The following is a 25,256-nucleotide window of genomic DNA, read 5'->3' on the forward strand; positions in this document are numbered from 1 at the left end:
GCCATGAAAGATCTGTACGTTTACTATCAGGTAAAAGAAGAGCACGCCCAGGCGCTGGAAGCGCGGGTCCGCGCCCTGCAAGGCAAGCTGGCGGCCGCTTCCGGCGTGGCGCCGCAACTGAAGCGCCGTCCGGAAGCCAAGGACGGCTTGCAGACGTGGATGGAAATCTACCCCGTCGTCGGCGAAGGCTTTACGGAACTGCTGGCCAGCGTGGCCGAAGAAGCGGGCTTGCTGTCCCTGACGGCTGGCGCGCGGCATACGGAAGTGTTCATGGATTTGCCCCCATGTGCCTGATCGTTTTTGCCTGGAAAGTCAATCCGCACATCCCGCTGATTGCCGCCGCCAACCGCGACGAATTCTATGAACGCGCCAGCGCCCCCGCCGGCGCCTGGCCCGAGCACCCGCAAGTGTATGCGGGCCGCGACTTGCAGGCGGGCGGCAGCTGGATGGGCATCACCCAGGCCGGCAGCGGCAGCTCGCGCTTTGCCGCCATCACGAATATCCGCAGCCCGCAAGACCGCAACCCGGACGCCCCCTCGCGCGGCGCCCTGGTGGCCGACTATCTGGCTGGCGACATGTCGCCACAGGATTACATCGCGCAAATCCGTCCCGGCTGCACAGCCTACAACGGTTTCAACCTGGTGCTGGGCGACGCGGATACCCTGATCTGGTTTTCCAACCGGGGCGACGGCGATGCGCGCAATGGCCAGCCCTTGGAACCGGGCATCTACGGCCTGTCGAACGCCCTGCTCGACGCGCCGTGGCCGAAGGTGCTGAAAACCAAGGCCCAGTTCGCCAGTCTGCTGTGCCAGGGCGCGCCCGACGAAGCGTACTTCGACATGCTCGCCGACACCACGCGCGCGCCCGACTTCCGCTTGCCGGACACGGGCGTGCCGCTCGACCTCGAGCGCGTGCTGTCCGCCGTCTGCATCGAAACGCCGGGCTACGGCACGCGCACGTCCACCGTCGTGAAACTGTTCCCGGACTCTCCCGGCGAATTGCACGAGCTGGTGATTCAGTAATTGCAGCGGGGCCGGCACCGTCCGGCTCCGCCCTGTTTCCCTCATCCATTCCCTCCCGCGCGGCTTGCTTGCCTTGGCAAAATATCGTTCGCGCAAAAAAAGAAAGCGCTTGCGCAAGCGCTTTCTTTTGTTTACGATAGCTTCAATCGCGGCGACACAGCCGTACCCAATCGCAGTACACAATAATAAAAAAAACCTCAGGAGACACCATGGCCACCATGGAAGATGTAGCGCGGGCGGCGGACGTATCGCTGTCGACCGTCTCTCACGTAGTCAACGGCACCCGCAAGGTCAGCCCGAAAACCGTCGCCGCCGTCAACGCAGCCATGCAGCAGATCGGCTATGTGCCGAACATGCTGGCGCGCGCGCTGGCCGGCTCCTCGTCGGGCACCATCGGCGTGGCCATTTCCGCCTTCACCAATCATTACTTCAGCGAAACCGTGCGCGCCATCGAAGCGGCTTGCACGCGCCATGGCTTGATGATGCTGTTTTCCGATACGCATGACGACCCCGAACAGGAGTTGAAAGTGGTACAGAACTTGCACCAGCGCCGCGTCGACGGCATCGTGCTGGCGCCGTCCGGCGATCCGCACAACCGCGCCCTCGACTATTTAAATAGCAACAAGATCGCTTCCGTGCTGGTCGACCGCATGTCGCCCCAGCCCTTCGACCAGGTGGGCGTGGAAAACACACACGCCACGGCCGAGCTGGTCAGCCACCTGATCACGGTCCACGGCCACCGCCGCATCGGCTTCATCGCGGGTGCGCCCGGCCTGTCCACGACGGACGAGCGCATCGACGGCTACCGGCTGGCCTTGCAGCGCGCCGATATCGCCTTTGATCCCGAGCTGCTGCGCTCGGGCGACTCCAACCTGGAGCGCAGCGGCGCGGCCACGCGCGAATTGCTGGCCCTGCCCGCCGCACAGCGTCCCACGGCCATCGTCGCCGGCAATAACCTGATGACCATCGGCACCATGCATGCCTTGCGCGACGCGTACATTGCGGTACCTCAAGACGTCGCGCTGGCCGGCTTCGATGATTTCGACTGGGCCGATTATTTCAGCCCCCGCCTGACCGTGATGGCGCAGCCGCTCGAAGAGCTGGGCGCCATGGCCGTCGACCTGTTGATCGACCGCATCGCCAATCCGGGCCGCGCCCAGCACGTGCAGCGCCTGTCGCCAACCTTGCGCGTACGCAACTCCTGCGGCTGCCCCTGACCTTTACATATAGACACACCATGCATCCAGCGATTTCCCTCGGTATCGACCTCGGTACCTCCGAACTGAAAACCGTGCTGATGGACAGCGCAGGCAGCGTGCGCGGCCAGGCGTCCGTGCGCATCGATACCAGCCGCCCGCAAGCAGGCTGGTCCGAACAAGCGCCGCAGGACTGGTGGGCCGCCTGCATCCAGGCGCTGGCCCAGCTGCGCGCCGGCTGGCCGCAGGACTATGCACAGATCGCCTGCATCGGCCTGTCGGGCCAGATGCACGGCGCCGTGCTGCTCGACGCCAACGATGAAGTCATCCGTCCCGCCATCCTGTGGAACGATGCGCGCGCCGAAGCCGAGGCCGCGACCCTGGCGCGCGACTATCCCGCGTATGCGGATGTGACGGGCAGCCTGCCCATGGCGGGCTTGACGGCGCCGAAACTGCTGTGGCTGCAAACGCACGAGCCCGACGCCTTCGCCGCCATCGCCTGCCTGCTGTCGCCGAAAGACTATCTGCGCCTGCAATTGACGGGGATCAAACTCACGGACATGTCCGACGCGGCCGGCACCCTGTGGCTGGACGAGGCCCGACGCGCCTGGTTCGCACCCATGCTGGCCGCCTGCGGCCTGACGCCGGAGCAGATGCCGGCCCTGGCTGAAGGCGACGCCGCCACCGGTACCGTGCTGGCGTCCATCGCCGACCAGCTGGGCTTGCCGGCGGATGTGGTGGTGGCGGGCGGCGGCGGCGACAATCCCGTCTCGGCCGTGGGCATCGGCGCCGTCAACGGCGGCGACAGTTTTATCTCGCTGGGCACCAGCGCCGCCATCGTGTCCGTGACCGAAACGCCCCTGGGCAACCCGGCCGGCGGCGTGCACAGCTTTTGCCACGCCTTGCCCGGCCGCTGGTATGCGATGGGCGCGATCTTGTCCGGCGCCAGCTGTTTGCGCTGGGCCACCGGCGTGCTGGGCCAGCCCGACGAAGCGGCCCTGCTGGCGCTGGTGGAAGCGGGTTTGCCGCTGGACGCCACCATCGCCCCGTCCGCGCCCCTGTTCCTGCCGTATCTGTCGGGCGAGCGCACGCCGCATAACGACCCGCAAGTGCGCGGCGCCTTTTTGCAACTGGGCCACGACAGCACGCCGGCGCAGCTCGGTTACGCCGTGCTCGAGGGCGTGGCCTTTGCCTTGCGCGACGCCATGGCGGCCGTCACGTCGACGGGCGCCGTCGTTCCCCACTGCATGCTGGTGGGTGGCGGCGCGCGCAGCCAGTACTGGGCGCAATTGCTGGCCAATGTGCTGGGACGCGAAATGCGCACCCTGCACAACAGCGAACTGTCGGCCAGCCTGGGCGCGGCCAAGCTGGGCTTTGCCGCCATCGGCCAGCGCCAGCTGCTGTCCACCGGCTTGCCCATCAAAAACACTTTCCTGCCCGATGCCGCGCACAGCGCCGCCTTGAGCATCCGCTACGGCCGCTACCGTAGCCTGTTTCCCGCCGTGCAAGCCTTGCACCAACTCAGTGATAAGGAATAGTAATGAATCAGCTGCAACAATTGAAGCAACACAGCACCGTCGTCGCCGACACGGGCGACTTCCTGCAACTGGCGCGCTTCGCGCCGCAAGACGCAACCACCAACCCGTCGCTGATCTTGAAGGCCGTGCTGCAGCCCGATTACGCGCCCTTGCTGGAAAGCACGGTCGCCGCGCATCAATCCGCCAGCCTGGACGATATCGTCGATCAGGTGCTGGTGCGCTTCGGCCTGGAAATCCTGAAAGTCGTGCCGGGCCGCGTCTCGACGGAAGTCGACGCCCGTTTAAGCTTTGACCGCGACGCTACCGTCGCCCGCGGTCGCCGCCTGATCGCCCTGTACGAGCAAGCCGGCGTGGCCCGCGAACGCGTGCTGATCAAGGTCGCCGCCACTTGGGAAGGCATCCAGGCCGCGCACGAGCTGGAAAAAGATGGCATCTTTTGCAACCTGACCCTGCTGTTCGCGTTTTGCCAGGCCGTCGCCTGCGCCGATGCGAACGTGCGCCTGATTTCGCCGTTTGTCGGCCGCATCTACGACTGGCACAAGAAGTCGCAGGGTGCGGCATGGGACGAAGCGGCGCGCAGCCTGTCCAACGATCCGGGCGTGCAATCGGTCACGCGCATCTTCAACTACTACAAACAACACGGCATCGCCACCCAGGTGATGGGCGCCAGCTTCCGCAACGTGGGCCAGATCACGGCCCTGTCCGGTTGCGACTTGCTGACCATCAGCCCGGACTTGCTGGCCAAGCTGGAAGCGGCGGATGCGCCGTTCGAGCGCGCGCTGGGTGGCGACCTGGGCGCGGCGCAGCCGGCCGTCACGTATGACGAAGCCGCTTTCCGCTATGCCTTGAACGACGACGCGATGGCGACCGAAAAGCTGGCCGAAGGCATCCGCGGCTTCGCCGTCGATGCGGGCAAGCTGGACGCCATGATCGAGAAATTGCGCACTCGCTAAGTTTTCACCCAGTTTTTACCGTAGCACCGTTTGTTTTTTACAATAAAAACCCTTGGAGATCCTCATGAAAAAAGTCATTACCGCCTCCCTGCTGCTGTCCGCCGCCTGCGGCGCCTTCGCCGCCGACAAACCGCTGAAATCCATCGGCGTGAGCGTGGGCGACCTGGCCAACCCGTTTTTTGTCGCCATCGGCCGCGGCGCGGAAGAAAGCGCGAAAAAACTGGGCGGCCCTGGCGTGAAAGTCACGACTGTGTCCAGCAAGTATGACCTGAACACCCAGGTGGACCAGATCGAGAACTTCATCGCCAACAAGACCGACATCATCATCCTGAACGCCGTCGATTCCAAGGGCATCGCGCCAGCCATCAAGAAAGCGCGCAATGCGGGCGTGGTCGTGATCGCCGTCGACGTGGGCGCCGTGGGCGCTTCGGCCACCGTGATGTCCGACAACACCATGGCGGGCGACGTGTCGTGCGCCTACCTGGCCAAGCAGATCGGCGGCAAGGGCAATGTGGTGATCCTGAACGGCCCGCCGGTCACGTCCGTGATCGACCGCGTGAATGGCTGCAAGAAAACCCTGGCCGCGTTCAAGGATATCAAGATCCTGTCCGACAACCAGAACGCGGGCGGCAGCCGCGACGGCGGCATGACCGTGATGTCGAACCTGCTGACGGCCCATCCGAAGATCGACGGCGTGTTCGCCATCAACGATCCGACGGGCATCGGCGCCGAACTGGCCATCAAGCAATCGAAGCGCACGGACGTGAAACTGATCACGGCCGTCGACGGCGCGCCCGATGGCCAGAACGCCCTGAAAAACAAGGCCGGCCTGTTTGCCGCCACCTCGGCGCAAAACCCGTACCGCATGGCCACGGACGCCGTGCAGATGGGCTACGACATCATGAACGGCCGCACGCCGAAACAGACCATGGTGCTGTTGCCGACCCCGGCCATCACCAAGGAAAACGTCGCCACCTACACGGGCTGGGTAAAGAACTGATCTGCCTGACCTGAACCACGTGTTGCCCGTCCCGGCCCCGGCCGGTGGCGGGCGACAGTTTCAAAAGCAAGGAAGGACAGTCATGAGCGACGATATTATTTTTGAAATGCGCGGCATCGAGAAGCGCTTTGGCGCCACGCGCGCGCTGCGCGGCGTGCACCTGACGGTGCGCAGCGGCGAAATCCATGCCGTGATGGGCGAAAACGGCGCCGGCAAGAGTACCCTGATGAAGATTCTGTCGGGCGTGTACACGCCGGACGCGGGCGAAATCATTCTCGACGGCAAGCCGATCCGCATCCGCAACCCGGGCGAGGCCCGCGCGCTGGGCATCAACCTGATCTACCAGGAATTGAGCGTGGCCAAGAACATGACGGTGGCGCAGAACGTCTTCATGGGCAGCGAACCGCAAGGACCGTTCTGGACCGTCAAGGGCGGCGAAATGCGCGCGCGCACGAACGCCATCCTGGCCGACCTCGGTTCGCGCTTCGACGCGGACACCATGGTGTCCACCCTGTCGATCGCCGAGCAGCAGCAGGTGGAAATCGCCCGCGCCCTCGTGCACGAAAGCCGCATCCTGATCATGGACGAGCCCACTGCCGCCCTGTCCGACCGGGAAACAGAACAATTGTTCCGCATCATCGAAGAACAGCGCGACAAGGGCCTGGCCGTGCTGTACATCAGCCACCGCATGGCCGAGGTGGAACGCCTGGCGCGCCGCATCACCGTGCTGCGCGACGGCGCCTATGTGGGCGAGCTGGGCAAGGATGAGCTGGATCAAAAGAAAGTCGTGCAAATGATGGTGGGCCGCCCCGCCGACGACTTTTATGCGCACCAGCGGCGCACCACGCGGGGCGCCGAGCGCTTGCGCGTGGAAAACGTGGGCGGCGGCAAGGTCAAGCCCGCCTCGTTCGCCCTGCATGCGGGCGAAGTCACGGGCCTGGCAGGCCTCGTCGGCGCGGGACGCACGGAACTGGCGCGCCTGATCTTTGGCGCCGACAAGAAACAAACGGGGCAAGTGTGGCTCGACGGCCAGGAAGTGCATATCCAGCGCCCGCTGGCGGCCATCCGCCACGGCATCGGCTACCTGCCCGAGGACCGCAAGAGCCTGGGCTTGTTCATGCAATTGTCGGCCATGGAAAACATGTCGATGAATATACTGTCCAAGCATGCGACGGCGGGCGTCGTCAACCGTGGCGCCCTGACCCAGCTCACGCGCGAGGCGATCAGCAACCTCAACGTCAAGGTATCGGGGCCGGACGGCATCGTCGGCGGATTGTCTGGCGGCAACCAGCAAAAAGTCTTGCTGGCGCGCTGGCTGGCCATCGCGCCGAAAGTGCTGATCCTCGACGAACCGACGCGGGGCGTGGACGTGGGCGCGAAGAGCGAAATCTACAAGATCATCCACCAGCTGGCCGATGCGGGCACGGCCGTGCTGTGCATTTCCAGCGAACTGGCCGAGCTGGTCGGCATCTGCGACCGCGTGATGGTGATGTGCGAAGGACGCCTGACGGGCGAAGTGACGGGCGACGATATCACGCAGGAAAACATCCTCGCCTATGCCACCCAGCTGGAAGCGGCATAAAAACACCTGTCAAAACCTACTGCGCGTCGCGGGTTGCGGTTTCCGATGCTCACTGACTCGGCGTCCCCGTGCTTCGCACAGTTCCGCGTCTCAACCACAACCCACATCCGCTCGCTACGGTTTTGTCAGGCGTTTTAAGAATACGTCTTAAATAATCATTCAGGAGACTCATGATGACAACTAGCACCACCCGCGGCGCCGCGCGCGCCGGCGAACCCTTCAATGCCTCGAACCTGATGCGCCGCCTGGGCATGCTGCCCGTGCTGGTGGTGCTCTACCTGGCCATGTATGGCTTGACCGTGTATTTCTCGGCCGACGGCACGTCCACCTTCATGACCAGCAATAACACCATGAACATCTTCCGCCAGGTGTCGATCAACATCGTGCTGGCGTCCGGCATGACCTTCGTCATTTTGACCAGCGGCATCGACCTGTCCGTCGGCTCCGTGCTGGCCGTCTCGGCCGTGGCAGGCATGCTGATGTCGCTGTCGGCCCAGTTCGCCGGCTTTTCGATTCCCGCCTTCCTCATCGTCGGCCTGCTGCTGGGCGCGCTGAACGGCGTGCTGGTGGCCCTCGTCGGCCTGAACCCCTTCGTCGTGACCCTCGGCACCATGACGGCCCTGCGCGGCGCCGCCTACCTGCTGGCGGATGGCACCAGCGTGCTGAACACGGAAATCCCAAGCTTCGAATGGATGGGCAACGGCAGCTTCCTGGCCGTGCCCTGGCTGATCTGGCTGGCGGCGGCCGTCGTCGTGCTGACGTGGTTCATCTTGCGCAAGACCACCCTGGGCCTGCATATCTACGCCGTCGGCGGCAATATCCAGGCGGCCCGTTTGACGGGGATCAAAGTCGGTCTCGTCTTGATGTTTGTCTACACGATCAGCGGTCTGTTCGCGGGCCTCGGCGGCGCCATGTCGGCCAGCCGCCTGTATGCGGCCAACGGCAACTGGGGGACCGGTTATGAACTCGATGCGATTGCGGCCGTCGTGCTGGGCGGCACCAGCCTGATGGGCGGCGTGGGTTCCGTCTGGGGCACCGTCATCGGCGCCCTGATCATCGGCGTGATGAACAATGGCTTGACGATTTTGGGACTGTCGTCGTTCTGGCAGTATGTAGCCAAGGGCGTCGTGATCGTGCTGGCCGTGATTCTCGACAAATGGCGCCAGAGCCACGCGCAAAATTAAGCGTAGCCGCGCGGCGTCCGTATTCGCGGACGCCGTGCGAACCACGCCTGCTTGATTAATCAAGCAAACTGCAGGCGCATTTCCACATGCGCAATCCCCGCCTCTTCGAATACTTCCCCCTGCTGCACAAAACCGTGGCGCGCATAGAACGGCGCGGCCACGGTTTGCGCGTTCAGCACCACCGCCTTGTCGCCCCGTTCGCGGGCTTTGTCCATCAGCAAGGTCAAAATGGCGCCGCCCACGCCCGTGCCCCGGCCCGGCTGGCGCACGGCCATGCGGCCGATGTGGCCGTCAGGCAATAGCCGGCCCGTGCCGATGGCGTTGCCGGCATCGTCATAGGCCACGGCGTGCAGGCAGACGGCGTCCATGTCGTCGAGTTCGATCTCGGCCGGCACTTTTTGTTCATCGACGAAAACTTCAAAACGGATGGCGGTGGCGTCAGGGCCCAGGGTGGCCCAGTCGCCGAGGCGGATGGTGTGCTTGGTCATGGTGTAATGTAGAAAGAGACAGGCCGCAATTGTCGCACGACCTGCCTTTTCACAGAGAGATCAGCTGAGCTTGACCAGCTGCTTGCCGAAGTTGCGCCCTTTTAAGAGGCCGATGAACGCTTCCGGCGCGCTGGCCAGGCCGTCAGCCACGGATTCGCGGAATTTCAGCTTGCCCGTCGCCACCAGTGAACCCAGTTCCGCCAGTCCCTGCGGCCAGAATTCCGGCTGCTCGGAAACGATGAAGCCGCGCACGGTGAGGCGGTTGGTGAGGATCAGGCGCGCATTGTCGAGCGGCGTCGGTTCGCCGTTGTAGCCGGCGATCCAGCCGCACACGGCGATCCGGCCAAACGCGTTGGTGCGCGCCAAGGCCGCATCGAAGATGGCGCCGCCCACGTTTTCAAAGATGGCGTCGATACCGTCCGGCGTGGCCGCCGCCAAGTCGGCCTCCAAGTTGCCCACCTTGTAGTCGACGCAGGCGTCGAAACCCAGCTCATTGACCACATACGCGCACTTGTCCGCGCCGCCGGCGATGCCGACCACGCGGCAACCTTTCAATTTCGCCAACTGACCCACGACGCTGCCCACGGCGCCGCTGGCGGCCGACACGACCACGGTTTCACCGGCTTTCGGCGCCATGATCTGGTTCAAGCCATACCACGCCGTCATGCCCGGCATGCCGACGGAACCCAGGTAGGCGGAAGCGGGAATGTGCGTCGTATCGACCTTGCGCAGCATGGTGCCGTCCGATACGGCCACTTCCGTCCAGCCCAAAGTGCCCACGACGGTATCGCCCACGGCAAACTTCGGATGCTTCGATTCCAGCACCACGCCCACCGTGCCGCCGATCATGGTTTCATCGAGCGCCTGCGGCGCCGCATAGCTTTTATTGGCGCTCATGCGCCCGCGCATATAGGGATCGAGCGACAGGTACTGGTTACGCACCAGCAATTCGCCATCCTGGATGGCGGGAATGGCTTTAGTTTCCAGACGAAAATGTGCCGGCTGCACTTCCTCATTGGAGGCGGGGCGCGAGGCGAGGACGATGCGTTGGTAGGTGGTCATGATGCTCCTGTCAATAAAGTGAGAGAGTTACATGCTAATGAACAAGGTGTCTGCTGCGTAAGGACTAAATCTCATAATCCATACATTGGCGCGCTTCCCGCACGGCGCCAAAGAATGGCTTGATTTTCACGTGCTCGGGGTGGTTCTGGTAAGCGTCGAGCGCCTCGCGGCTGGCAAATTCGCTGTACAGCACGATGTCGTAGGTCGCTTCCAGGCCAGGCTGGGCCACGGCTGCCTCGAATTTCAGGATGCCGGGTACCAGGTCCGAGCAGGAATCGAGCAGGGCTTTCAGTTTCAATGCATTGGTGGCGCGGTCGGCGCCTTCGGCGTGGTCTTTGAGTTTCCAGAAAACGATGTGCTTGATCATGGCGGCAGGCTGCTTGTTTATTAATGAAGCATTACTGTAACCGCTATCGGCGCGTCTTGCAGGAACAGGGTGCGAAATGCAAACGGGCGGCCCTGGAAGCCGCCCACAGACTAGGTTTACCTATATCACAGCACTTCGAACAGCCCGGCCGCGCCCTGCCCGCCGCCTATGCACATGGTCACCACCACGTATTTGACGCCGCGGCGCTTGCCTTCGATCAAGGCGTGGCCCGTCAGGCGGGCGCCCGACACGCCGTACGGGTGGCCGACGGCGATCGCGCCGCCGTTCACGTTCAGGCGGTCCATGGGAATGCCCAGGGTGTCGGCGCAGTACAGCACTTGCACGGCGAACGCTTCATTAAGTTCCCACAGGCCGATGTCAGCTACAGTCAAGCCCGCCTTTTTCAGCAGTTTCGGGATGGCAAACACGGGGCCGATGCCCATTTCATCGGGTTCGCAGCCGGCCACGGCGAAGCCGCGGAAGATGCCCAGCGGCTGCAGCCCTTTCGCTTCAGCCACTTTCGCATTCATGACGATGGCCATAGCCGCGCCATCGGAAAACTGGCTGGCGTTGCCGGCGCTGATGACGCCGCCCGGAATGGCCGGGCGGATCTTCGCCACGCCGTCATACGTCGTGTCCGCGCGGATGCCTTCGTCTGCCGAGATCGTCACTTCGCGCGACACCAGCATGCCGCTGGCCTTGTCGGCCACGCCCATGACGGTGGTCATCGGCACGATTTCCGCATCGAACAGGCCGGCAGCCAGGGCCGCGGCGGCGCGCTGCTGACTTTGCGCGCCGTAGGCATCCTGGCGTTCGCGCGAGATCTGGTAGCGCTTGGCCACGGTTTCAGCCGTCTGCAGCATGGGCCAATACACTTCCGGCTTGTGCTGCTGCAGCCAGACGTCGCGGTACATATGCGTATTCATCTCGTTTTGCACACAGGAAATCGATTCCACGCCGCCCGCCGCATAGATGTCGCCTTCGCCGGCGATGATGCGCTGCGCCGCCAGGGCGATGGCTTGCAAGCCCGAGGAACAAAACCGGTTGACGGTCATGCCGGCCGTCGTGACGGGGCAGCCGCCGCGCAAGGCCACCTGGCGCGCGATGTTGCCGCCCGTGGCGCCTTCGGGAAAGGCGCAGCCGACCAGCACGTCTTCCACTTCCTCCGCCTCGATGCGCGCGCGCTCGACGGCGGCCGCCAGCACATGGCCGCCCAGGGTGGCGCCATGCGTCATGTTGAACGCGCCCTTCCAGGACTTGGCCAGGCCCGTGCGGGCGGTCGATACGATGACGGCTTCATTCATGCTGTGTCTCCTTGTGGGAATGTTATATGGTCGGGTGGTATATCTACGGAATCAGAATAGCACATTTAAGTACGGTCGTTCGCAAAGTTGAAATGAATGGCAATTTGTAAGCTTGCTGTAAGTTTCAAGCAAGCATGACGTAAGGTTCGGAGAACACACTCGCCTCCAGCTGTTGCAAGAATGGTCAAAAAGACCGCGGCAATGGTTCACTATAAAACATAGGGAGACAAACCATGGCATCACCATCCGGCTCTGCCGACGTACGGAAAATTTCCACCAAAGGAACGCCGATTACGCCAGAGGAACGCAAGGTCATCTTTGCATCGTCCTTGGGCACCGTCTTTGAATGGTACGATTTTTACCTGTACGGTTCGCTGGCATCGATCATCGCCAAGCAATTCTTCATCGGCGACCCCACCACCACCTTCATCTTCGCGCTGCTGGCCTTTGCCGCCGGCTTCATCGTGCGTCCGTTCGGCGCGCTGGTCTTCGGCCGCCTGGGCGACATGATCGGCCGCAAGTACACTTTCCTGATCACCATTCTGATCATGGGCGGCTCCACCTTCATCGTCGGCTTGCTGCCGGGCCATGCGTCCATCGGCATCGCCGCACCGATCATCCTCGTCATCCTGCGCATCCTGCAAGGCCTGGCGCTGGGCGGCGAGTACGGCGGCGCAGCCACCTACGTGGCCGAGCATGCGCCTGAAGGCAAGCGCGGCGCGTTCACGGCGTGGATACAGACAACGGCAACCCTGGGCTTCTTCCTGTCGCTGATGGTCATCCTGGGCACCCGCCTGGCGACCGGCGAGAAGGATTTCGAAGCGTGGGGCTGGCGCATTCCCTTCCTCGTCTCCGTCATCCTGCTGGGTATTTCCGTGTGGATCCGCCTGGCCATGAATGAATCGCCGGCGTTTGCCAAGATGAAGGCCGAGGGCAAGACCTCGAAAGCCCCGCTGACGGAAGCGTTCGGCAAGTGGAAAAACCTGAAGATCGTCATCCTGGCCCTGATCGGCCTGACCGCCGGCCAGGCTGTCGTGTGGTACACGGGCCAGTTCTACGCCCTGTTCTTCATGATCCAGACCCTGAAAGTGGACCTGGCAACGGCCAACGTGCTCGTCGCCGTCGCCCTGCTGCTGGCCACGCCGTTCTTCCTGTTCTTCGGCAGCCTGTCCGACCGCATCGGCCGCAAGTACATCATCCTCGGCGGCTGCCTGATCGCCGCGGCCACCTACTTCCCGATCTTCAACGGCCTGACCCACTTCGCCAACCCGCAGCTGGAAGCGGCACTGAAGAACTCGCCAGTGGTGGTCGTCGCCGATCCGGCGTCCTGCCACTTCCAGTTCAACATGACGGGTACCAAGAAGTTCCCATCGTCGTGCGACATCGCCACGGGCTTCCTGTCGAACAGCTCGGTGAACTACACGAAGGAAGACGCGCCGGCCGGCAGTATCGCCAAGGTGCGCATCGGTACGAAGGAATTTAGCTCGTTCAACGCCGTCATGACGCCGGACGGCCTGAACTTCGATGCGGACAGCAAGGCCCACGAAGCGGCGCTGAAGAAAGAACTGGGCGCCGGCATCAAGGAAGCGGGCTACCCTGCGAAAGCCGATCCGGACCAGATCAACAAGCCGATGGTCGTCTTGCTGCTGTTCATCCTGGTGCTGTACGTGACCATGGTGTATGGCCCGATCGCCGCCATGCTGGTGGAAATGTTCCCGACGCGCATACGCTACACATCGATGTCCCTGCCCTACCATATCGGTAACGGCTGGTTCGGCGGCCTGCTGCCGACCACGGCCTTCGCGCTGGTGGCCTTCAAGGGCGACATTTATTATGGCCTGTGGTATCCGATCGTCGTCGCCCTGGCGACTGTCGTGATCGGCACCCTGTTCGTCAAGGAAACCAAGGACAACAATATCTACGCCGACGATTAAATGGATGCAAGCCCCGGCCGCAAGACCGGGGTCTGCAAAGCAAAACGCCGCTGACTGGTCAGCGGCGTTTTTTTATGTGGCGTCTATGGCGGCAGGCTTACTTGTCGTTTTTCTTTTTCAGCTGGTCGCGCTGCTGCACGTATTCCTGGTAGCTGGTCTGGTTGCGCTTGCGGCAGGCGTTGCGGTCGTCAAAATTATTGAGGCTGTTGCAATACTCGCCGATCTTGTCCCGGTTTGCGTCATACAGTACTTCACAGCCAGTAATGGCCAGCAAGAAGGGAATGATCAGATATTTCATTGCTACTCTCATGGATAGGGACGGGATTGCGCGAAAAACACCAGATTGCCCACTGGATAAGCGGGCAGCTTTATCTTAACGCGATCCTGGCGAAAAGTACAAGCGCTCGGTATTACTTATTAGAAAGGATTACCTGCGCGCGCGCCACTGCATGCTATGGTGGAAGTTTCTCTTACCGGACTCGTCCCCAGGCATGCCGACCATTCCTCCCGCCCCCTGCGGCCCGCTGCAGCAGCATTTCGACGCCTTGCTGCAAGACGTCTGCGCCAGCCTGGCTGCGCACGCCGGCAACTTGCTGGACGGCATATATCTGTATGGCAGCATCGCCCGCGGCGACGCCACACCGGGCGTGTCCGACCTCGACCTGACCCTGGTGCTGCGCCAGCCGCCCACGCCGCCGCAACTGGAAACGCTGGAAGCGCTGCGCCTGGCCCTGCAGGCACGCCACCGGGAAGTACTGAAAATCGATTTCGATATCGGCCACCGGGCCCAGGTGCTGGCGCCGGAGCACCTGTACAGCTGGGGCTACTGGCTCAAGCACCAGTGCCGCTGCCTGTGGGGCGAGGACCTGGCGCCGCACTTTGCGCCGTTCGCACCCTCGCGCGCCATCGCCCTGGCCGTGAATGGCGACTTTGCCCGCGTGCTGGACGATTATGCGCGGCGCCTCGATGACGAGCGCGACCCTGCCGCCATCGCCCGCCTGCAGCGCGAAGCGTCGCGCAAGCTGATCCGTTCCTGCAACCTGCTGCGCCAGGATGGCGATCCCGGCTGGCCCGCCAGCCTGGACGAGCATGTCGCGCTGTTGCTGCGCCGCTATCCCGCCATGCAGGCGCCCATCGCGTATTTCCTGGCCCAGGCCAGGCCCGGTGCCGCGCCAGCCAGCGGTTTTACGCCAGCGCTGCGCCAGTTCACGCTGTGGCTGGCGCAGCAACAGACAAGCTAAACGCCCGGCTCCTCGTTCAACAGCGGATTGCCGGCCGCAAACGCCGCCAGGTGCTCGAGCAGCACGCGCACGCGGGCCGGCAGGTAGCGCCGCTGTGTCCACACGGCGTACACGTGGCGCGGCTGCGGCATCCAGTCGGGCAGCACGCGCACCAGGCTGCCGCTGGCCACTTCGTCGCGGCATTGCAGAAGCGGACACAGCAGGATGCCGATGCCCGCGTCGGCCATCTCCACGGCCAGGCGCATCTCGTTCACGCGCAGGCGCGCCTGCGGTTCGATCACCATTTCGGCGCCGTCGCCGGGCCGCCGCAAGCGCCAGGTGCGCAGCGGTTCGGCCACGATCAGCTCGTGCTTTTCCAGCTCCTGCAAGTCGCGCGGCACGCCGGCGCGCGCCAGGTAGCCGGGCGCGGCCACCATCACCAGCGCGGCGCTGCCCAGCCGGCGCTGCATCAGCGAAGAATCGTCGAGCGCGCCCACGCGGATGGCCAGGTCGGCGCCGCTGCCCACCAGGTCTTGCAGCAGGTTCGACAGTTCCAGCTCCAGGCGGATGTCAGGATACTTCTGCATGAAGCTGACCCAGGCCGGCGTCAGCAAGCCGCTGGCGAAGTTGACGGGCGCCAGCACGCGGATGCTGCCCGAGACGGCCGACAGGCTGGCGTCGAGCTGCTGCGTGGCTTGCCGCAGGGCATGGACCAAAGGACGGCACTGCTCGTAGTATTGCCAGCCTTCCGCCGTCGGCTGCAAGCGGCGCGCGCTGCGGTTGAGCAAGCGGTAACCGAGCTGGCTTTCCAGCTTTTGCAGCCGGCGCGTGACGGTCGCGGCGGGCAAGTCTTCCTTGACGGCCGCCGCATGCAGGCTGCCCGCCTCGACAATGGAAACAAACAGGGCTAAATCATCGAGCATGATTGCATTTTCGGAATTTGAAATTAAAAATATGGCTCTAGTATAGATTGCTGCAAGTTGTTACGCTGCCCTTTCCTTACCATTTTGAAAGTGTCCCATGTCCGAAGCCCTGCGTTTGCGTTGTGTATTTGCCTTCCTGATGTCGCTGGTCATGACCCTGCTGATGAGCGCCTGGGTCACCTGGCTGAATATCGGCCTGCAGGCCGACTTCCTGCCCCGCTGGCGCCATGCGTTCTTTGCCGCCTGGCCCGTGGCCTTCTGCGCCGTGATGCTGTTCGCGCCCCGCGTGCAGCTGTTCAGCCGCACGATTGTGGCCCGCCTGGCGCGTCCGGCGCCACGCTGCCCCGCCTGCCCGGCCGATGCGCCATGTGCGTGCGTCCGCCGCCCTTAACCGGAAGTCGGCCACCGGCAGTATCACTCGGTCACTCCCGCCCACGGCCGCCCTGATCCGGGCTATGCTATGGCCGTCCTTGTTTTTACTGCGGAGTGACCATGCTCGACCACGTTTCCCTCACCGTCAGCGACCTGGAACGCGCCGAGCGCTTCTACGACGCCATCTTCGCCGCGCTCGGCGTGCCCAAGGTGGGCAGCGACCATGCCAATGCGTGGATAGGCTATGGCGAACGCAGCGATGCCGAACACCCCGAACGCAGCTATTTTTCCGTGCGCCTGGGCCCCGCGCCCGACGACGCGCCGCGCCGCCATTGCTGCTTCAAGGCCCCCTCGCGCGCGGCAGTGGAAGCGTTCTGGCACGCGGGACTGGCGCAGGGCGGCATCGACCTGGGCGCGCCCGGCTTGCGCCACTATCACGCCAGCTATTACGCGGCCTTTTTGTTCGATCCGGACGGCAACCGCATCGAAGCCGTCTGCCACCGCGCCGACGCCGGCTGACAGGACGGGAAATCCGCCTCTGTTCGGCATTTCCACTTCGTGACGATTTGCCTATAATGGCTGGCACGCCATACCGGTCCCCGGTCCCTGCACCAAGAAGGAGATTCATGCATCATCTATTCGTCGGCCGCCCCGCGCGCACCATGCTCCTCTCCAGCGCCGGCTTGCTGCTGGCAGGCTGTTTTTCCGGCTGCTCTCTGTTGCCATCGCCCCCGGTCATGCCCGGCGTGCCGGCTACCGCCGCCCTGCCCGACGCCAGCATCGCCTACACCGTGAGCGGCCAGGGCGGCGTGCCCGTCGTGTTCCAGTCTGGCATGGGCGACGGCAAGGATGTGTGGGCCAAGGTGGCGCCCGAAGTGTCCAAGCAGCACCGCGTGCTCGTGTACGACCGCCCCGGCTACGGCGACAGCAAGAAAACCACCACGCCGCGCGACCCGTGCACCATCGCTGCCCAGCAGCGCGCCCTGCTGGCGCAAGCGGGCTTGAAACCGCCGTATGTGCTGGTCGGCCATGGCTTGGGCGGGCTGTACCAGTATGTGTATGCGAGGCTGTACCCGCAGGACGTGGCCGGCCTGGTCTTGCTCGATCCCACGCACCCGCAGCAATGGAACCGCCTGCAGACGGACGCATCCACCTACGCCATGCTCGTCAAGACGCGGCGCAAGCTGATGTTCAACAGTACGGAATCGGCCGAATTTGATGCCCAGACGCAATGTCTGCAGCACGTCGACATGGGCAGCCCGCTGCGCGTGCCCGCCATGCTGCTGGTGCGCGACAAGTTCGGCATCGAGGAAATGGGCTCGTTTGAAAACGTGGTACGGGCCCAGGAAAAGGATTGGCAGCGCCTGTCCGGCGCGCCGGCCATCGAGCGCATCACGGGCGCCGGCTACTACATCCAGAAGGACAACCCCGTCATCGTCAACGAAGCGGTCAAGATGGTAGCGAAGAAGAAATAAAAAAAGGGCAGAGAAATCTGCCCTTTGTCATTCAACAGCCCAACATCAGCTATTGAAACCCTTGCCTTCGCCCGCCAGCTTCACCAGCAGGGGCGCCGGCGTCCACGCTTCGCCGTGGCGGCCTTTCGCGTAGCCAGCGATCGCGCCCTGCACGTTCGGCAAGCCGACCGTGTCCGCGTAGAACATGGGGCCACCGCGGAACAGCGGGAAGCCGTAGCCCGTCAGATACACCATGTCGATGTCCGAGGCGCGCAGGGCGATGCCCTCCTCCAGGATGCGCGCGCCTTCGTTGACCAGCGCATACACGAGCCGCTCGACGATTTCCTGGTCGCTGATCTTGCGCCGCGCCACGCCGATGTCGGCGGAATGCTGGACTATCATGGCGTTGACCTGTTCCGAGGCGTAAGCCTTGCGGTCGCCCGGCTTGTAGTCGTACCAGCCGGCGCCCGTCTTCTGGCCATAGCGCCCCAGTTCGCACAGCAGGTCGGCCGTCTTCGAATACGTCACTTCCGGTTTTTCCACGTAGCGGCGCTTGCGGATGGCCCAGCCGATGTCGTTGCCGGCCAGGTCGCCCATGCGGAACGGGCCCATGGCAAAACCGAATTTCTCGACGGCCTTGTCGACCTGCTCCGGCAGGCAGCCTTCTTCCAGCAGGAAACCGGCTTGGCGGCTGTATTGCTCGATCATGCGGTTGCCGATGAAACCGTCGCACACGCCGGAAACGACGCCCGTCTTTTTCAGCTTTTTCGACAGCGCCAGCGCCGTGGCCAGCACATCCTTGCCCGTTTCCTTGCCGCGGACGATTTCCAGCAGTTTCATGACGTTCGCCGGGCTGAAGAAATGCGTGCCGACCACGTCCTGCGGGCGCTGGGTGAACGCGGCGATCTTGTCCAGGTCCAGGGTCGAGGTGTTCGAGGCGAGGATGGCGCCCGGCTTCATGACGGCGTCCAGCTGCTTGAAGACAGTTTCCTTCACGCCCAGCTCTTCGAAGACGGCTTCGATGACGATGTCCGCCTGCGCGATATCGGCATACGCCAACGTGCCGCTGACCAAGGCGATGCGCTGCTCGGCCTTGTCCTGCGTCAATTTGCCCTTCTTGACCGTGTTTTCATAATTCTTGCGGATGGTGGCCAGGCCCTTGTCCAGCGCTTCCTGCTTCGTTTCCAGCAAGGTCACGGGGATGCCCGCGTTGGCGAAATTCATGGCGATGCCGCCGCCCATGGTGCCGGCGCCGACGATGGCCGCGCTGGCGATGGTGCGCACGGGCGTGTCGGCCGGCACGTCGGGCACCTTGCTGGCGACGCGCTCGGCAAAGAAGGCGTGGCGCAGGGCTTTCGATTCCGGCGACTGCACCAGCTGCATGAACAGTTCGCGCTCGTACTTCAAGCCCTCGTCGAATTTCATCGTCACTGCGGCCGCCACGGCATCGACGCATTTCAGCGGTGCGGGGAACGGGCCGGACATGGCTTTCACGGTATTGCGCGAAAATTGCAGGAACGCTTCGTGGTTCGGGTAATCGACCTTGCGCTCGCGCACTTTCGGCAGCGGGCGCACGTCGCCCACTTTCGTGGCAAAGGCCACGGCGGCGGCCAGCAAGTCCGCGCCGGGCGCGATGACTTCGTCGAACAGGGCCGTGCCGGCCAGTTTTTCCGACGCCACGGGCGTGCCCGAGACGATCATGTTCAAGGCCATTTCCAGGCCCAGCACGCGCGGCAGGCGCTGCGTGCCGCCCGCGCCCGGCAAGATGCCGAGTTTGACTTCAGGCAAGGCCATCTGCGCGCCAGGCGCGGCCACGCGATAGTTGCAGCCCAGCGCCAGCTCCAGGCCGCCGCCCATGCAAACGCTGTGGATGGCTGCCACCACGGGCTTGGTCGATTGCTCGACGACATTGATCAAGGTGTGCAGCGTTGGTTCCGTGAGCGCCTTGGGCGAATTGAATTCCTTGATATCGGCACCGCCCGAAAAGGCCTTGCCGGCGCCCGTGATGACGATGGCTTTGACGGACTCGTCCGCCAGCGCCTGGCGGATGCCGGCCACGGCGGCCGTGCGCGTCGCCAGGCCCAGGCCGTTGACGGGCGGGTTGGCCAGGGTAATGACGGCAACGGCGCCGTTCACTTGATATTCAGCACTCATGTCTCTTCCTTGTTGGTCTATAGGTTTTTGCTTGGCGATGAGGTGGTTGCAAGGGATGAAGCTGCACTATACCGCATAAAAGAACGCTCGTATTATTTTTGTCGTGCGCGCGCAGGCGCCAGCATGGTACGCCATGGTACAACATCATTTGCGGAAAGATTCTGCTGCATGCAGCAAGGTCCAGTAGAAGCTATCACTTGAATATTCATTTAAATAATAAAAGCACAATAATAATAACGCCGTTTTATTATGTAAGAAAATGCGTTTGTTATATGCCGGCATGGGCCAATTGCGACAGTTTTTACATTATTTATTCCCGCCCCTTGTTTTTCGCCAGATGCTGGGGAATAATAAAATTGTTGATACAAATCAATACTCTACAATTTATCTACAATAAGGCATACCGCAGGAAAAACACTGGCGGCCGTTCTGCGCGCACATTCTCACCGATTATCACCAGATGTCGACCGCGGCAATAACATTGCTGCCTTTTATGGATAGCAGTAAAAGTAATAGCAGCGGCATTATCGTTCCCATTCCTCTTCTCACCCCGAAGGAAATACTATGGACGCAGCCAGCCATGTCAGCCACTCCCAGGATCTGGACTTACAAGCGATAAATACTGCATTGAACCGTGTCCAGGCCGTGATCGAATTCGAACTCGACGGCACCATCCTGCATGCGAACGACAATTTCCTGCGCGTCGTCGGCTATACCCTGGCGGAAGTGCAAGGCAAGCACCATGCCATCTTCTGCGACCCCGAGTATGTCAAGACGGATGAATACAGCAACTTCTGGGCCAAGCTGGGACGCGGCGAGTTCGACCATGGCGAATACAAGCGCCGCGCCAAGGATGGGCGCGAAGTGTGGATCAACGCATCCTACAACCCCATCCTCGACGCGGACGGCAAACCGTATAAAGTCATCAAGTTTGCCACCGACATCACGGCCACCAAGCGCCGCAACGCCGATTACGAAGGCAAGATCGACGCCATCAGCAAGGCCCAGGCCGTGATCGAATTCCGGCTCGATGGCACCATCCTCGACGCCAACGACAATTTCCTCAAGTCCGTCGGCTACACGCTCGACGAGATCAAGGGCAAGCATCACCGCATGTTTTGCCTGCCCGACTACGCCAACAGCGACGACTATGCGCAGTTCTGGCACAAGCTGGGGCAAGGCCAGTTCGACGCGGGCGAATACAAGCGCGTCACCAAGGACGGCCGCGAAATCTGGCTCAACGCCTCGTACAACCCCATTTTTGATACGGAAGGCCGGCCCTTCAAGGTGGTCAAGTTCGCCAGCGACGTCACGGCCCTGAAAAAGCGCAACGCCGAATACGAAGGCAAGGTCAGCGCCATCGGCAAGGCGCAGGCCGTGATCGAATTCGACATGCAGGGCAATGTGCTGGATGCGAACGACAATTTCCTCGCCGTCATGGACTATGACTTGAGCGATATCAAGGGCGAGCACCACCGCATGTTTTGCGAACCCGAATATGCGAGCAGCGCCGAGTACAAGAAATTCTGGCAAAAGCTCAACCGCGGCGAATTCGACGCGGGCCGCTACAAGCGCCTGGGCAACCATGGCAAGGTGGTGTGGATACAGGCCACCTACAACCCCATCCTGGACCTCAACGGCAAGCCGTATAAGGTGGTCAAGTTCGCCATCGACATCAGCGAACAGGTGAACCTGGAAAACAGCATCCAGTCCAAGGCCGCCAACGACAGCCGCAAGGTCAATGCCTTGCTCGAGTCGGTGGCGCGCGCGGCGCAAGGCGACCTGACCTGCAATATCGTGCCCGAGGGCGACGAGCCGATCGACCTGCTGGCCGGCGGCATCAGCAAGATGATCATCGACTTGCGCGGCGTGATCGGCAACGTGGTGTCGGCGGCGAACGGCTTTGCCGACGCCTCGCACGCGATCGCCGAACGGGCCACGGGCGTGGCCGTGGGCACGCAGGCGCTGGGCGCCACGGTGGAAGAAATGAACGCCTCCATCGACGGCCTGACCTTTTCCATCAATTCCATCGCGGAAAACACCTCGAACGCCGATTACCTGGCGAAAGCCACGCAGCAGGAAGCGGAAGCGGGCGCGCGCGCCGTCGCCAAGTCGATCGAAGCGATGGACTTGATCAACCGCTCGTCGGAAGACATCGGCGAAATCGTCAAGGTGATCAGCGAAATCGCCAACCAGACGAACATGCTGGCCTTCAATGCGGCCATCGAGGCGGCCCGCGCGGGCGAGCACGGGCTGGGCTTTTCCGTCGTTGCCGACGAGGTGCGCAAGCTGGCCGAGCGCTCTTCGCAGGCGACCAAGGAAATTTCCAAGCTGATCAACGAATCCGTCAAGCGCGTCTCGACGGGCAGCGAAATCTCCCGCCAGGCCAGCGACGCCTTCGACAAGATCGTCTCGGGCGTGGCGAAGACCACCCTGGCCATCTCGGATATCTCGAAGGCGGCCAACGAGCAGCTGCTGACGGCGCGCGAAGTGTCCACGGCGATCCAGTACATTGCCGAGGAAACGGAAAAGTCGGCCGCCAACTGCGACAGCATCGCCCGCTCGACGGATGGCTTGAACGAGCGCGCGGGCAGCCTGAACCAGACTGTCTCCGGCTTCGTGGTGTAGGCCATGAGCCACGCGGCCACCTTGACGCCCGAGGTGCTGACGACCCTGATCGCGCTGGTGCGTCAGCATACGGGCATCGCCATGACGGCACGCAAGAGCGTCTTGCTGGAACGGCGCTTGCAGCCACGGCTGCAGGCGCTGTCCCTGCACAGCTACCAGGCTTACCTGGACCGCGTGGCCAGCGACCGCGACGAGGTGGCCCATTTCATCGACCTGGTGACCACCAACGACACCCTGTTCTTCCGCACGCCGTCCATCTGGGATTACTTCCGCGACCGCTACCTGCCCGCCTGGGCGCGCGCGCATCCGGGCGGCTGCCTCGCCATCTGGTCGGCGGCCGCCGCCAGCGGCGAGGAACTGTATTCGATCGCCATGCTGTGCGAGCAATTCAAGCTGCAGGCGCCCGCCTTCCGCTACCAGATCCTGGCCAGCGACATTTCGCAGCAGATCCTGGGCGCGGCGCGGGCCGGCCAGTACAGCGGCCGCTCCGTCGAGCGCATCCGCCTGTCGCACCCGGACTTGCTGCGCAAATATTTCACGCCCGCGCCGTACGGCGTCAAGGTCAACGAGGAGTTGCGCCAGCACGTCAGCTTTGCCCAGCATAATTTGCTGGAAGCGCTGCGCCCGGCCCAGCGCTTCGACCTGGTCTTCCTGCGCAATGTGCTGATTTATTTCGACGCCGAGCACCAGGAAACCGTGCTGCGCCAGGCACGCCTGAGCCTGAAGGACGAGGGCCGGCTGATCCTGGGCGAGTCGGAAACCATCGCCCGCCTCGGCACCGGCTATCAATTCGAGTTTCCCATGATTTATAAGGCGGGTACCGCATGAGCATCATCATCGAGCATAACTTGCCACTGCAACATGTTGGCATGGGGCAACTCAGCGTGGGCACGCAGGGCGAGCAGCTGCAAGCCTTGCTCGGTTCCTGCATCGGCATCGGCTTCATCTGGAAGAATGGCCCGTGCTGCGGCCTGGCCCACTGCCTGCTGCCGGAAGCGCCCGGTACCGCCGGCGCCCCTGGCGCCCAGAATGCACGCTATGTGAGCCAGGCCGTGCCCTCGCTGCTGCGCCTGATGGGCGTGCGCCAGGCCGATTACGCCGATATCGAAGTAGTGCTGGCGGGCGGAGCCAGCATGTTTGGCCCGCGCAACGGGCGCTTGCAAGTGGGCAGGCAAAACGCGGAAGCGGCGCAAAAATACCTGGACCAGTGCGGCTTGCACGTCAGTTTTTGCGCGCTGGGCGGCCGCCACGGGCGCCAGTTGCTGATCGATTGCGCCCGGCACAGCTATGCCGTCACCGATGTGGTGGCGCAACCCGAATTGATTCCACGCAAGGAAGGCGCATATGGATATGCATGAAGCAACGGGCTTGCAAGCGCAGGGCGCCAGCGACACGGCCACCGAACTGTTCGGGTCCTTCCACCTGGGCGACGATGAATTCGCCCTGCCCGCCAGCTGCATCCGCGAGGTCGTCAATTACCCCGCCAAAGTCACCGCCCTGCCCCTGTCGCCCGCGTACCTGGAAGGCATGTTCACCTTGCGCGGCAGCGTCATTCCGGTGGTCAACCTGGGCCGCTTGTTCCGCGCCGACGCGCCGCGCGCCGTGGCCACGGACAAGATCGCCATCCTCGATTTCCAGCAAGTGCTGATCGGCATCGTTTTCCAGGATACGGGCGAAATCCTGCGCGTGCCCGCCAGCGCCCGCAGCGCCCTGCACTATGCGGCCGGCGACTGCCACGCCGTCATCGCCGGCACGATCCTGCAGGACGGCGGCGCGCGCCTGCTGCAGGTACTCGACCCGCACGCCCTGCTGCGCATCGAAAACGTGCCCCACGTGCTGGCCCTGCAGGCGACGGGCGCCAGGCTCAGCACGTCCCGCTATCACGCGCAAAGCGAACGCCGGCAGTGCGTCAGCTTCCATGCGGCGGGCGCCACGTTTGCCTTCGAAATGCTGGCCATCCAGGAAATCATCCGGGTGCCGGAACTGCACAGTTCCCTGCTGAACAGCGAACTGTGCCTGGGGCGCATGCATTTTCGCGGCAGCCAGGTGGCCGTCGTCGATTTCGGCGCCCTGCTGCAGGCGGGCGAACCGGGCAAGGCCGCCACCGGCGACCAGCGTATCATCGTCGTGCGCCTGGAAGACACGACCGTGGGCTTCCTCGTCGACTCCGTCGACAGCATCGTGCATTTCTTTGGCGACGAAGTGCTGCCGATTCCCCTGCTGAGCAAGGCGCGCGCCGCCATGTTTGCCGGCTGCATCACGAAAGAAGGCCTGGGCGACATCATTTTCCTGGACCACAAGGAAATCCTGTCGCAGGCGGAGATCGTCGAGATGCGCGACGGCCACGCGCGCCTGTACCCCAGCGACCCGGAAACGGCCACCGCCGCCACGCGCAAGGCGCAACGCCGCGTCTACATCACGTTTACGGTGGAAACCCGCTTCGCCGTGGAAATCGGGCAAGTGCGCGAAATCATCGATTTCAGCGGCGCCATCACCACGCCGCCGGGCATGCCGGCCTGCATGCGCGGCATGCTGAATTTACGCCAGCAAATGATCAGCATCATCGACTTGCGCCAGCTGTATGCGATGCCGGCCTTGCCGGACGCCAGCGCGGGCAAGATTCTGATCGTGGAACGGGGTGACGAGCGCTACGGTTTTCTCGTCGACCATGTCGATAACATCATGACGATTTCCGACAGCCAGCGCTTTGCGGCGCCGCAAATCATCCGCACGGGAGAACATGACGACTTGCGCAGCGAAATGGATGAAATGATCGATATCGGCACGGATAAGCAGCGCCAGACCCTGTCCGTCTTCCAGTGCGATCATTTGCTGGAAAAACTGGGGTCGGCGCTGCCTCAGGCGGCCTAGGCTG

General features: G+C 63.1%; 24 protein-coding genes. 17 read left to right on the forward strand and 7 right to left on the reverse strand.

From position 1 onward, the window contains the following. The first annotated feature begins 3 nt into the window (after positions 1-3). The 8 genes from O3300_RS03440 to O3300_RS03475 all read left to right on the forward strand — a co-directional run bounded on the left by O3300_RS03440 (position 4) and on the right by O3300_RS03475 (position 8,475). Positions 4-294, forward strand: a complete 291-nt coding sequence (locus tag O3300_RS03440; protein ID WP_289897836.1) for a DUF4936 family protein — start codon at positions 4-6, stop codon at positions 292-294. Next, positions 285-1,022 carry an NRDE family protein gene (locus O3300_RS03445; RefSeq protein ID WP_070253757.1) on the forward strand — a complete coding sequence of 246 codons (738 nt, stop codon included), beginning with the start codon at positions 285-287 and terminating at the stop codon, positions 1,020-1,022. The genes O3300_RS03440 and O3300_RS03445 overlap by 10 nt, the downstream gene beginning before the upstream one ends. Before the next feature lie 209 nt (positions 1,023-1,231). Then, a complete protein-coding gene (locus O3300_RS03450) occupies positions 1,232-2,239 on the forward strand; it encodes a LacI family DNA-binding transcriptional regulator (RefSeq protein ID WP_305052046.1) in 1,008 nt (335 codons plus the stop codon). A 32-nt stretch (positions 2,240-2,271) separates the two neighbouring features. After that, on the forward strand, positions 2,272-3,756 hold the full coding sequence (xylB, locus tag O3300_RS03455) for a xylulokinase (RefSeq protein WP_369812281.1): 1,485 nt from the start codon (positions 2,272-2,274) through the stop codon (positions 3,754-3,756). Positions 3,757-3,758: 2 nt separating this feature from the next. Continuing rightward, a complete protein-coding gene (gene tal, locus O3300_RS03460; RefSeq protein WP_305052048.1) occupies positions 3,759-4,709 on the forward strand; it encodes a transaldolase in 951 nt (316 codons plus the stop codon). Positions 4,710-4,773: 64 nt separating this feature from the next. Continuing rightward, complete coding sequence (locus O3300_RS03465) at positions 4,774-5,709, forward strand: ABC transporter substrate-binding protein (RefSeq protein ID WP_077404737.1); 936 nt, start codon at positions 4,774-4,776, stop codon at positions 5,707-5,709. Positions 5,710-5,791: 82 nt separating this feature from the next. Next, positions 5,792-7,291, forward strand: coding sequence for a sugar ABC transporter ATP-binding protein (locus O3300_RS03470; RefSeq protein WP_305052049.1), 1,500 nt, complete (start codon positions 5,792-5,794; stop codon positions 7,289-7,291). A gap of 173 nt (positions 7,292-7,464) precedes the next feature. Beyond that, a complete protein-coding gene (locus tag O3300_RS03475; protein WP_099408562.1) occupies positions 7,465-8,475 on the forward strand; it encodes a ribose ABC transporter permease in 1,011 nt (336 codons plus the stop codon). Between the two features lie 59 nt (positions 8,476-8,534). Here O3300_RS03475 and O3300_RS03480 read toward each other — a convergent pair whose 3' ends face one another. The 4 genes from O3300_RS03480 to O3300_RS03495 form a co-directional block, all read right to left on the reverse strand. Next, positions 8,535-8,963 carry a GNAT family N-acetyltransferase gene (locus O3300_RS03480; protein ID WP_289897831.1) on the reverse strand — a complete coding sequence of 143 codons (429 nt, stop codon included), beginning with the start codon at positions 8,961-8,963 and terminating at the stop codon, positions 8,535-8,537. Positions 8,964-9,023: 60 nt separating this feature from the next. Further along, complete coding sequence (locus O3300_RS03485) at positions 9,024-10,025, reverse strand: NADP-dependent oxidoreductase (RefSeq protein ID WP_369812259.1); 1,002 nt, start codon at positions 10,023-10,025, stop codon at positions 9,024-9,026. Between the two features lie 64 nt (positions 10,026-10,089). Then, positions 10,090-10,392, reverse strand: a complete 303-nt coding sequence (locus tag O3300_RS03490; RefSeq protein ID WP_289897829.1) for a Dabb family protein — start codon at positions 10,390-10,392, stop codon at positions 10,090-10,092. Positions 10,393-10,517: 125 nt separating this feature from the next. After that, the gene (locus O3300_RS03495) at positions 10,518-11,696 is read right to left on the reverse strand and encodes an acetyl-CoA C-acyltransferase (protein WP_289897828.1); all 1,179 of its coding nucleotides are present in this window, start codon (positions 11,694-11,696) and stop codon (positions 10,518-10,520) included. Positions 11,697-11,929: 233 nt separating this feature from the next. On the opposite strand from O3300_RS03495, the gene O3300_RS03500 reads away from it, so the two are divergent. Beyond that, positions 11,930-13,630 (forward strand): MFS transporter, encoded by a 1,701-nt coding sequence (locus O3300_RS03500; protein ID WP_099667890.1) that lies wholly within the window; start codon positions 11,930-11,932, stop codon positions 13,628-13,630. Positions 13,631-13,727: 97 nt separating this feature from the next. On the opposite strand, the gene O3300_RS03505 is transcribed toward O3300_RS03500, so the two are convergent. Then, positions 13,728-13,928, reverse strand: coding sequence for a hypothetical protein (locus O3300_RS03505; protein WP_077404762.1), 201 nt, complete (start codon positions 13,926-13,928; stop codon positions 13,728-13,730). A 193-nt stretch (positions 13,929-14,121) separates the two neighbouring features. On the opposite strand from O3300_RS03505, the gene O3300_RS03510 reads away from it, so the two are divergent. Further along, complete coding sequence (locus O3300_RS03510) at positions 14,122-14,871, forward strand: nucleotidyltransferase domain-containing protein (protein ID WP_305052050.1); 750 nt, start codon at positions 14,122-14,124, stop codon at positions 14,869-14,871. Here O3300_RS03510 and O3300_RS03515 read toward each other — a convergent pair. Then, on the reverse strand, positions 14,868-15,773 hold the full coding sequence (locus O3300_RS03515) for a LysR family transcriptional regulator (protein WP_305052051.1): 906 nt from the start codon (positions 15,771-15,773) through the stop codon (positions 14,868-14,870). The genes O3300_RS03510 and O3300_RS03515 overlap by 4 nt on opposite strands. Before the next feature lie 97 nt (positions 15,774-15,870). On the opposite strand from O3300_RS03515, the gene O3300_RS03520 reads away from it, so the two are divergent. The 3 genes from O3300_RS03520 to O3300_RS03530 all read left to right on the forward strand — a co-directional run bounded on the left by O3300_RS03520 (position 15,871) and on the right by O3300_RS03530 (position 17,620). Beyond that, the gene (locus tag O3300_RS03520; protein WP_305052052.1) at positions 15,871-16,164 is read left to right on the forward strand and encodes a DUF2798 domain-containing protein; all 294 of its coding nucleotides are present in this window, start codon (positions 15,871-15,873) and stop codon (positions 16,162-16,164) included. A gap of 101 nt (positions 16,165-16,265) precedes the next feature. Then, positions 16,266-16,664, forward strand: a complete 399-nt coding sequence (locus tag O3300_RS03525) for a VOC family protein (RefSeq protein WP_289904888.1) — start codon at positions 16,266-16,268, stop codon at positions 16,662-16,664. A gap of 107 nt (positions 16,665-16,771) precedes the next feature. After that, positions 16,772-17,620, forward strand: coding sequence for an alpha/beta fold hydrolase (locus O3300_RS03530; RefSeq protein ID WP_305052053.1), 849 nt, complete (start codon positions 16,772-16,774; stop codon positions 17,618-17,620). 45 nt (positions 17,621-17,665) lie between these two features. On the opposite strand, the gene O3300_RS03535 is transcribed toward O3300_RS03530, so the two are convergent. Next, positions 17,666-19,753, reverse strand: coding sequence for a 3-hydroxyacyl-CoA dehydrogenase NAD-binding domain-containing protein (locus tag O3300_RS03535; RefSeq protein WP_305052054.1), 2,088 nt, complete (start codon positions 19,751-19,753; stop codon positions 17,666-17,668). Positions 19,754-20,380: 627 nt separating this feature from the next. On the opposite strand from O3300_RS03535, the gene O3300_RS03540 reads away from it, so the two are divergent. Genes O3300_RS03540 through O3300_RS03555 form a run of 4 tightly spaced genes read left to right on the forward strand, consistent with a single transcriptional unit; the run spans position 20,381 to position 25,252 of the window. After that, a complete protein-coding gene (locus O3300_RS03540) occupies positions 20,381-22,381 on the forward strand; it encodes a PAS domain-containing methyl-accepting chemotaxis protein (RefSeq protein WP_251348618.1) in 2,001 nt (666 codons plus the stop codon). Between the two features lie 3 nt (positions 22,382-22,384). Continuing rightward, complete coding sequence (locus O3300_RS03545; RefSeq protein ID WP_099667882.1) at positions 22,385-23,209, forward strand: protein-glutamate O-methyltransferase CheR; 825 nt, start codon at positions 22,385-22,387, stop codon at positions 23,207-23,209. Then, entirely contained in the window at positions 23,206-23,739 is a 534-nt protein-coding gene (locus O3300_RS03550) for a chemotaxis protein CheD (protein ID WP_289910059.1), read from the forward strand. The genes O3300_RS03545 and O3300_RS03550 overlap by 4 nt, the downstream gene beginning before the upstream one ends. Then, positions 23,726-25,252 (forward strand): chemotaxis protein CheW, encoded by a 1,527-nt coding sequence (locus tag O3300_RS03555; RefSeq protein ID WP_305052055.1) that lies wholly within the window; start codon positions 23,726-23,728, stop codon positions 25,250-25,252. Before O3300_RS03550 ends, O3300_RS03555 begins: the two co-directional genes overlap by 14 nt. The last annotated feature ends 4 nt before the right edge of the window (positions 25,253-25,256 follow it).

The sequence above is a fragment of the Janthinobacterium sp. SUN206 genome, from assembly GCF_030587305.1.
In the GTDB taxonomy this organism is placed as follows: Bacteria; Pseudomonadota; Gammaproteobacteria; order Burkholderiales; family Burkholderiaceae_D; genus Janthinobacterium; species Janthinobacterium kumbetense.

Coding starts and splice junctions, on each gene's coding strand:
- O3300_RS03440 (WP_289897836.1), top strand. CDS start 4: ATGAAAGATCTGTACGTTTACTATCAGGTAAAAGAAGAGCACGCCCAG.
- O3300_RS03445 (WP_070253757.1), top strand. CDS start 285: ATGTGCCTGATCGTTTTTGCCTGGAAAGTCAATCCGCACATCCCGCTG.
- O3300_RS03450 (WP_305052046.1), top strand. CDS start 1,232: ATGGCCACCATGGAAGATGTAGCGCGGGCGGCGGACGTATCGCTGTCG.
- tal (WP_305052048.1), top strand. CDS start 3,759: ATGAATCAGCTGCAACAATTGAAGCAACACAGCACCGTCGTCGCCGAC.
- O3300_RS03465 (WP_077404737.1), top strand. CDS start 4,774: ATGAAAAAAGTCATTACCGCCTCCCTGCTGCTGTCCGCCGCCTGCGGC.
- O3300_RS03470 (WP_305052049.1), top strand. CDS start 5,792: ATGAGCGACGATATTATTTTTGAAATGCGCGGCATCGAGAAGCGCTTT.
- O3300_RS03475 (WP_099408562.1), top strand. CDS start 7,465: ATGACAACTAGCACCACCCGCGGCGCCGCGCGCGCCGGCGAACCCTTC.
- O3300_RS03480 (WP_289897831.1), bottom strand. CDS start 8,963: ATGACCAAGCACACCATCCGCCTCGGCGACTGGGCCACCCTGGGCCCT.
- O3300_RS03485 (WP_369812259.1), bottom strand. CDS start 10,025: ATGACCACCTACCAACGCATCGTCCTCGCCTCGCGCCCCGCCTCCAAT.
- O3300_RS03490 (WP_289897829.1), bottom strand. CDS start 10,392: ATGATCAAGCACATCGTTTTCTGGAAACTCAAAGACCACGCCGAAGGC.
- O3300_RS03495 (WP_289897828.1), bottom strand. CDS start 11,696: ATGAATGAAGCCGTCATCGTATCGACCGCCCGCACGGGCCTGGCCAAG.
- O3300_RS03500 (WP_099667890.1), top strand. CDS start 11,930: ATGGCATCACCATCCGGCTCTGCCGACGTACGGAAAATTTCCACCAAA.
- O3300_RS03505 (WP_077404762.1), bottom strand. CDS start 13,928: ATGAAATATCTGATCATTCCCTTCTTGCTGGCCATTACTGGCTGTGAA.
- O3300_RS03510 (WP_305052050.1), top strand. CDS start 14,122: ATGCCGACCATTCCTCCCGCCCCCTGCGGCCCGCTGCAGCAGCATTTC.
- O3300_RS03515 (WP_305052051.1), bottom strand. CDS start 15,773: ATGCTCGATGATTTAGCCCTGTTTGTTTCCATTGTCGAGGCGGGCAGC.
- O3300_RS03520 (WP_305052052.1), top strand. CDS start 15,871: ATGTCCGAAGCCCTGCGTTTGCGTTGTGTATTTGCCTTCCTGATGTCG.
- O3300_RS03525 (WP_289904888.1), top strand. CDS start 16,266: ATGCTCGACCACGTTTCCCTCACCGTCAGCGACCTGGAACGCGCCGAG.
- O3300_RS03530 (WP_305052053.1), top strand. CDS start 16,772: ATGCATCATCTATTCGTCGGCCGCCCCGCGCGCACCATGCTCCTCTCC.
- O3300_RS03535 (WP_305052054.1), bottom strand. CDS start 19,753: ATGAGTGCTGAATATCAAGTGAACGGCGCCGTTGCCGTCATTACCCTG.
- O3300_RS03545 (WP_099667882.1), top strand. CDS start 22,385: ATGAGCCACGCGGCCACCTTGACGCCCGAGGTGCTGACGACCCTGATC.
- O3300_RS03550 (WP_289910059.1), top strand. CDS start 23,206: ATGAGCATCATCATCGAGCATAACTTGCCACTGCAACATGTTGGCATG.
- O3300_RS03555 (WP_305052055.1), top strand. CDS start 23,726: ATGGATATGCATGAAGCAACGGGCTTGCAAGCGCAGGGCGCCAGCGAC.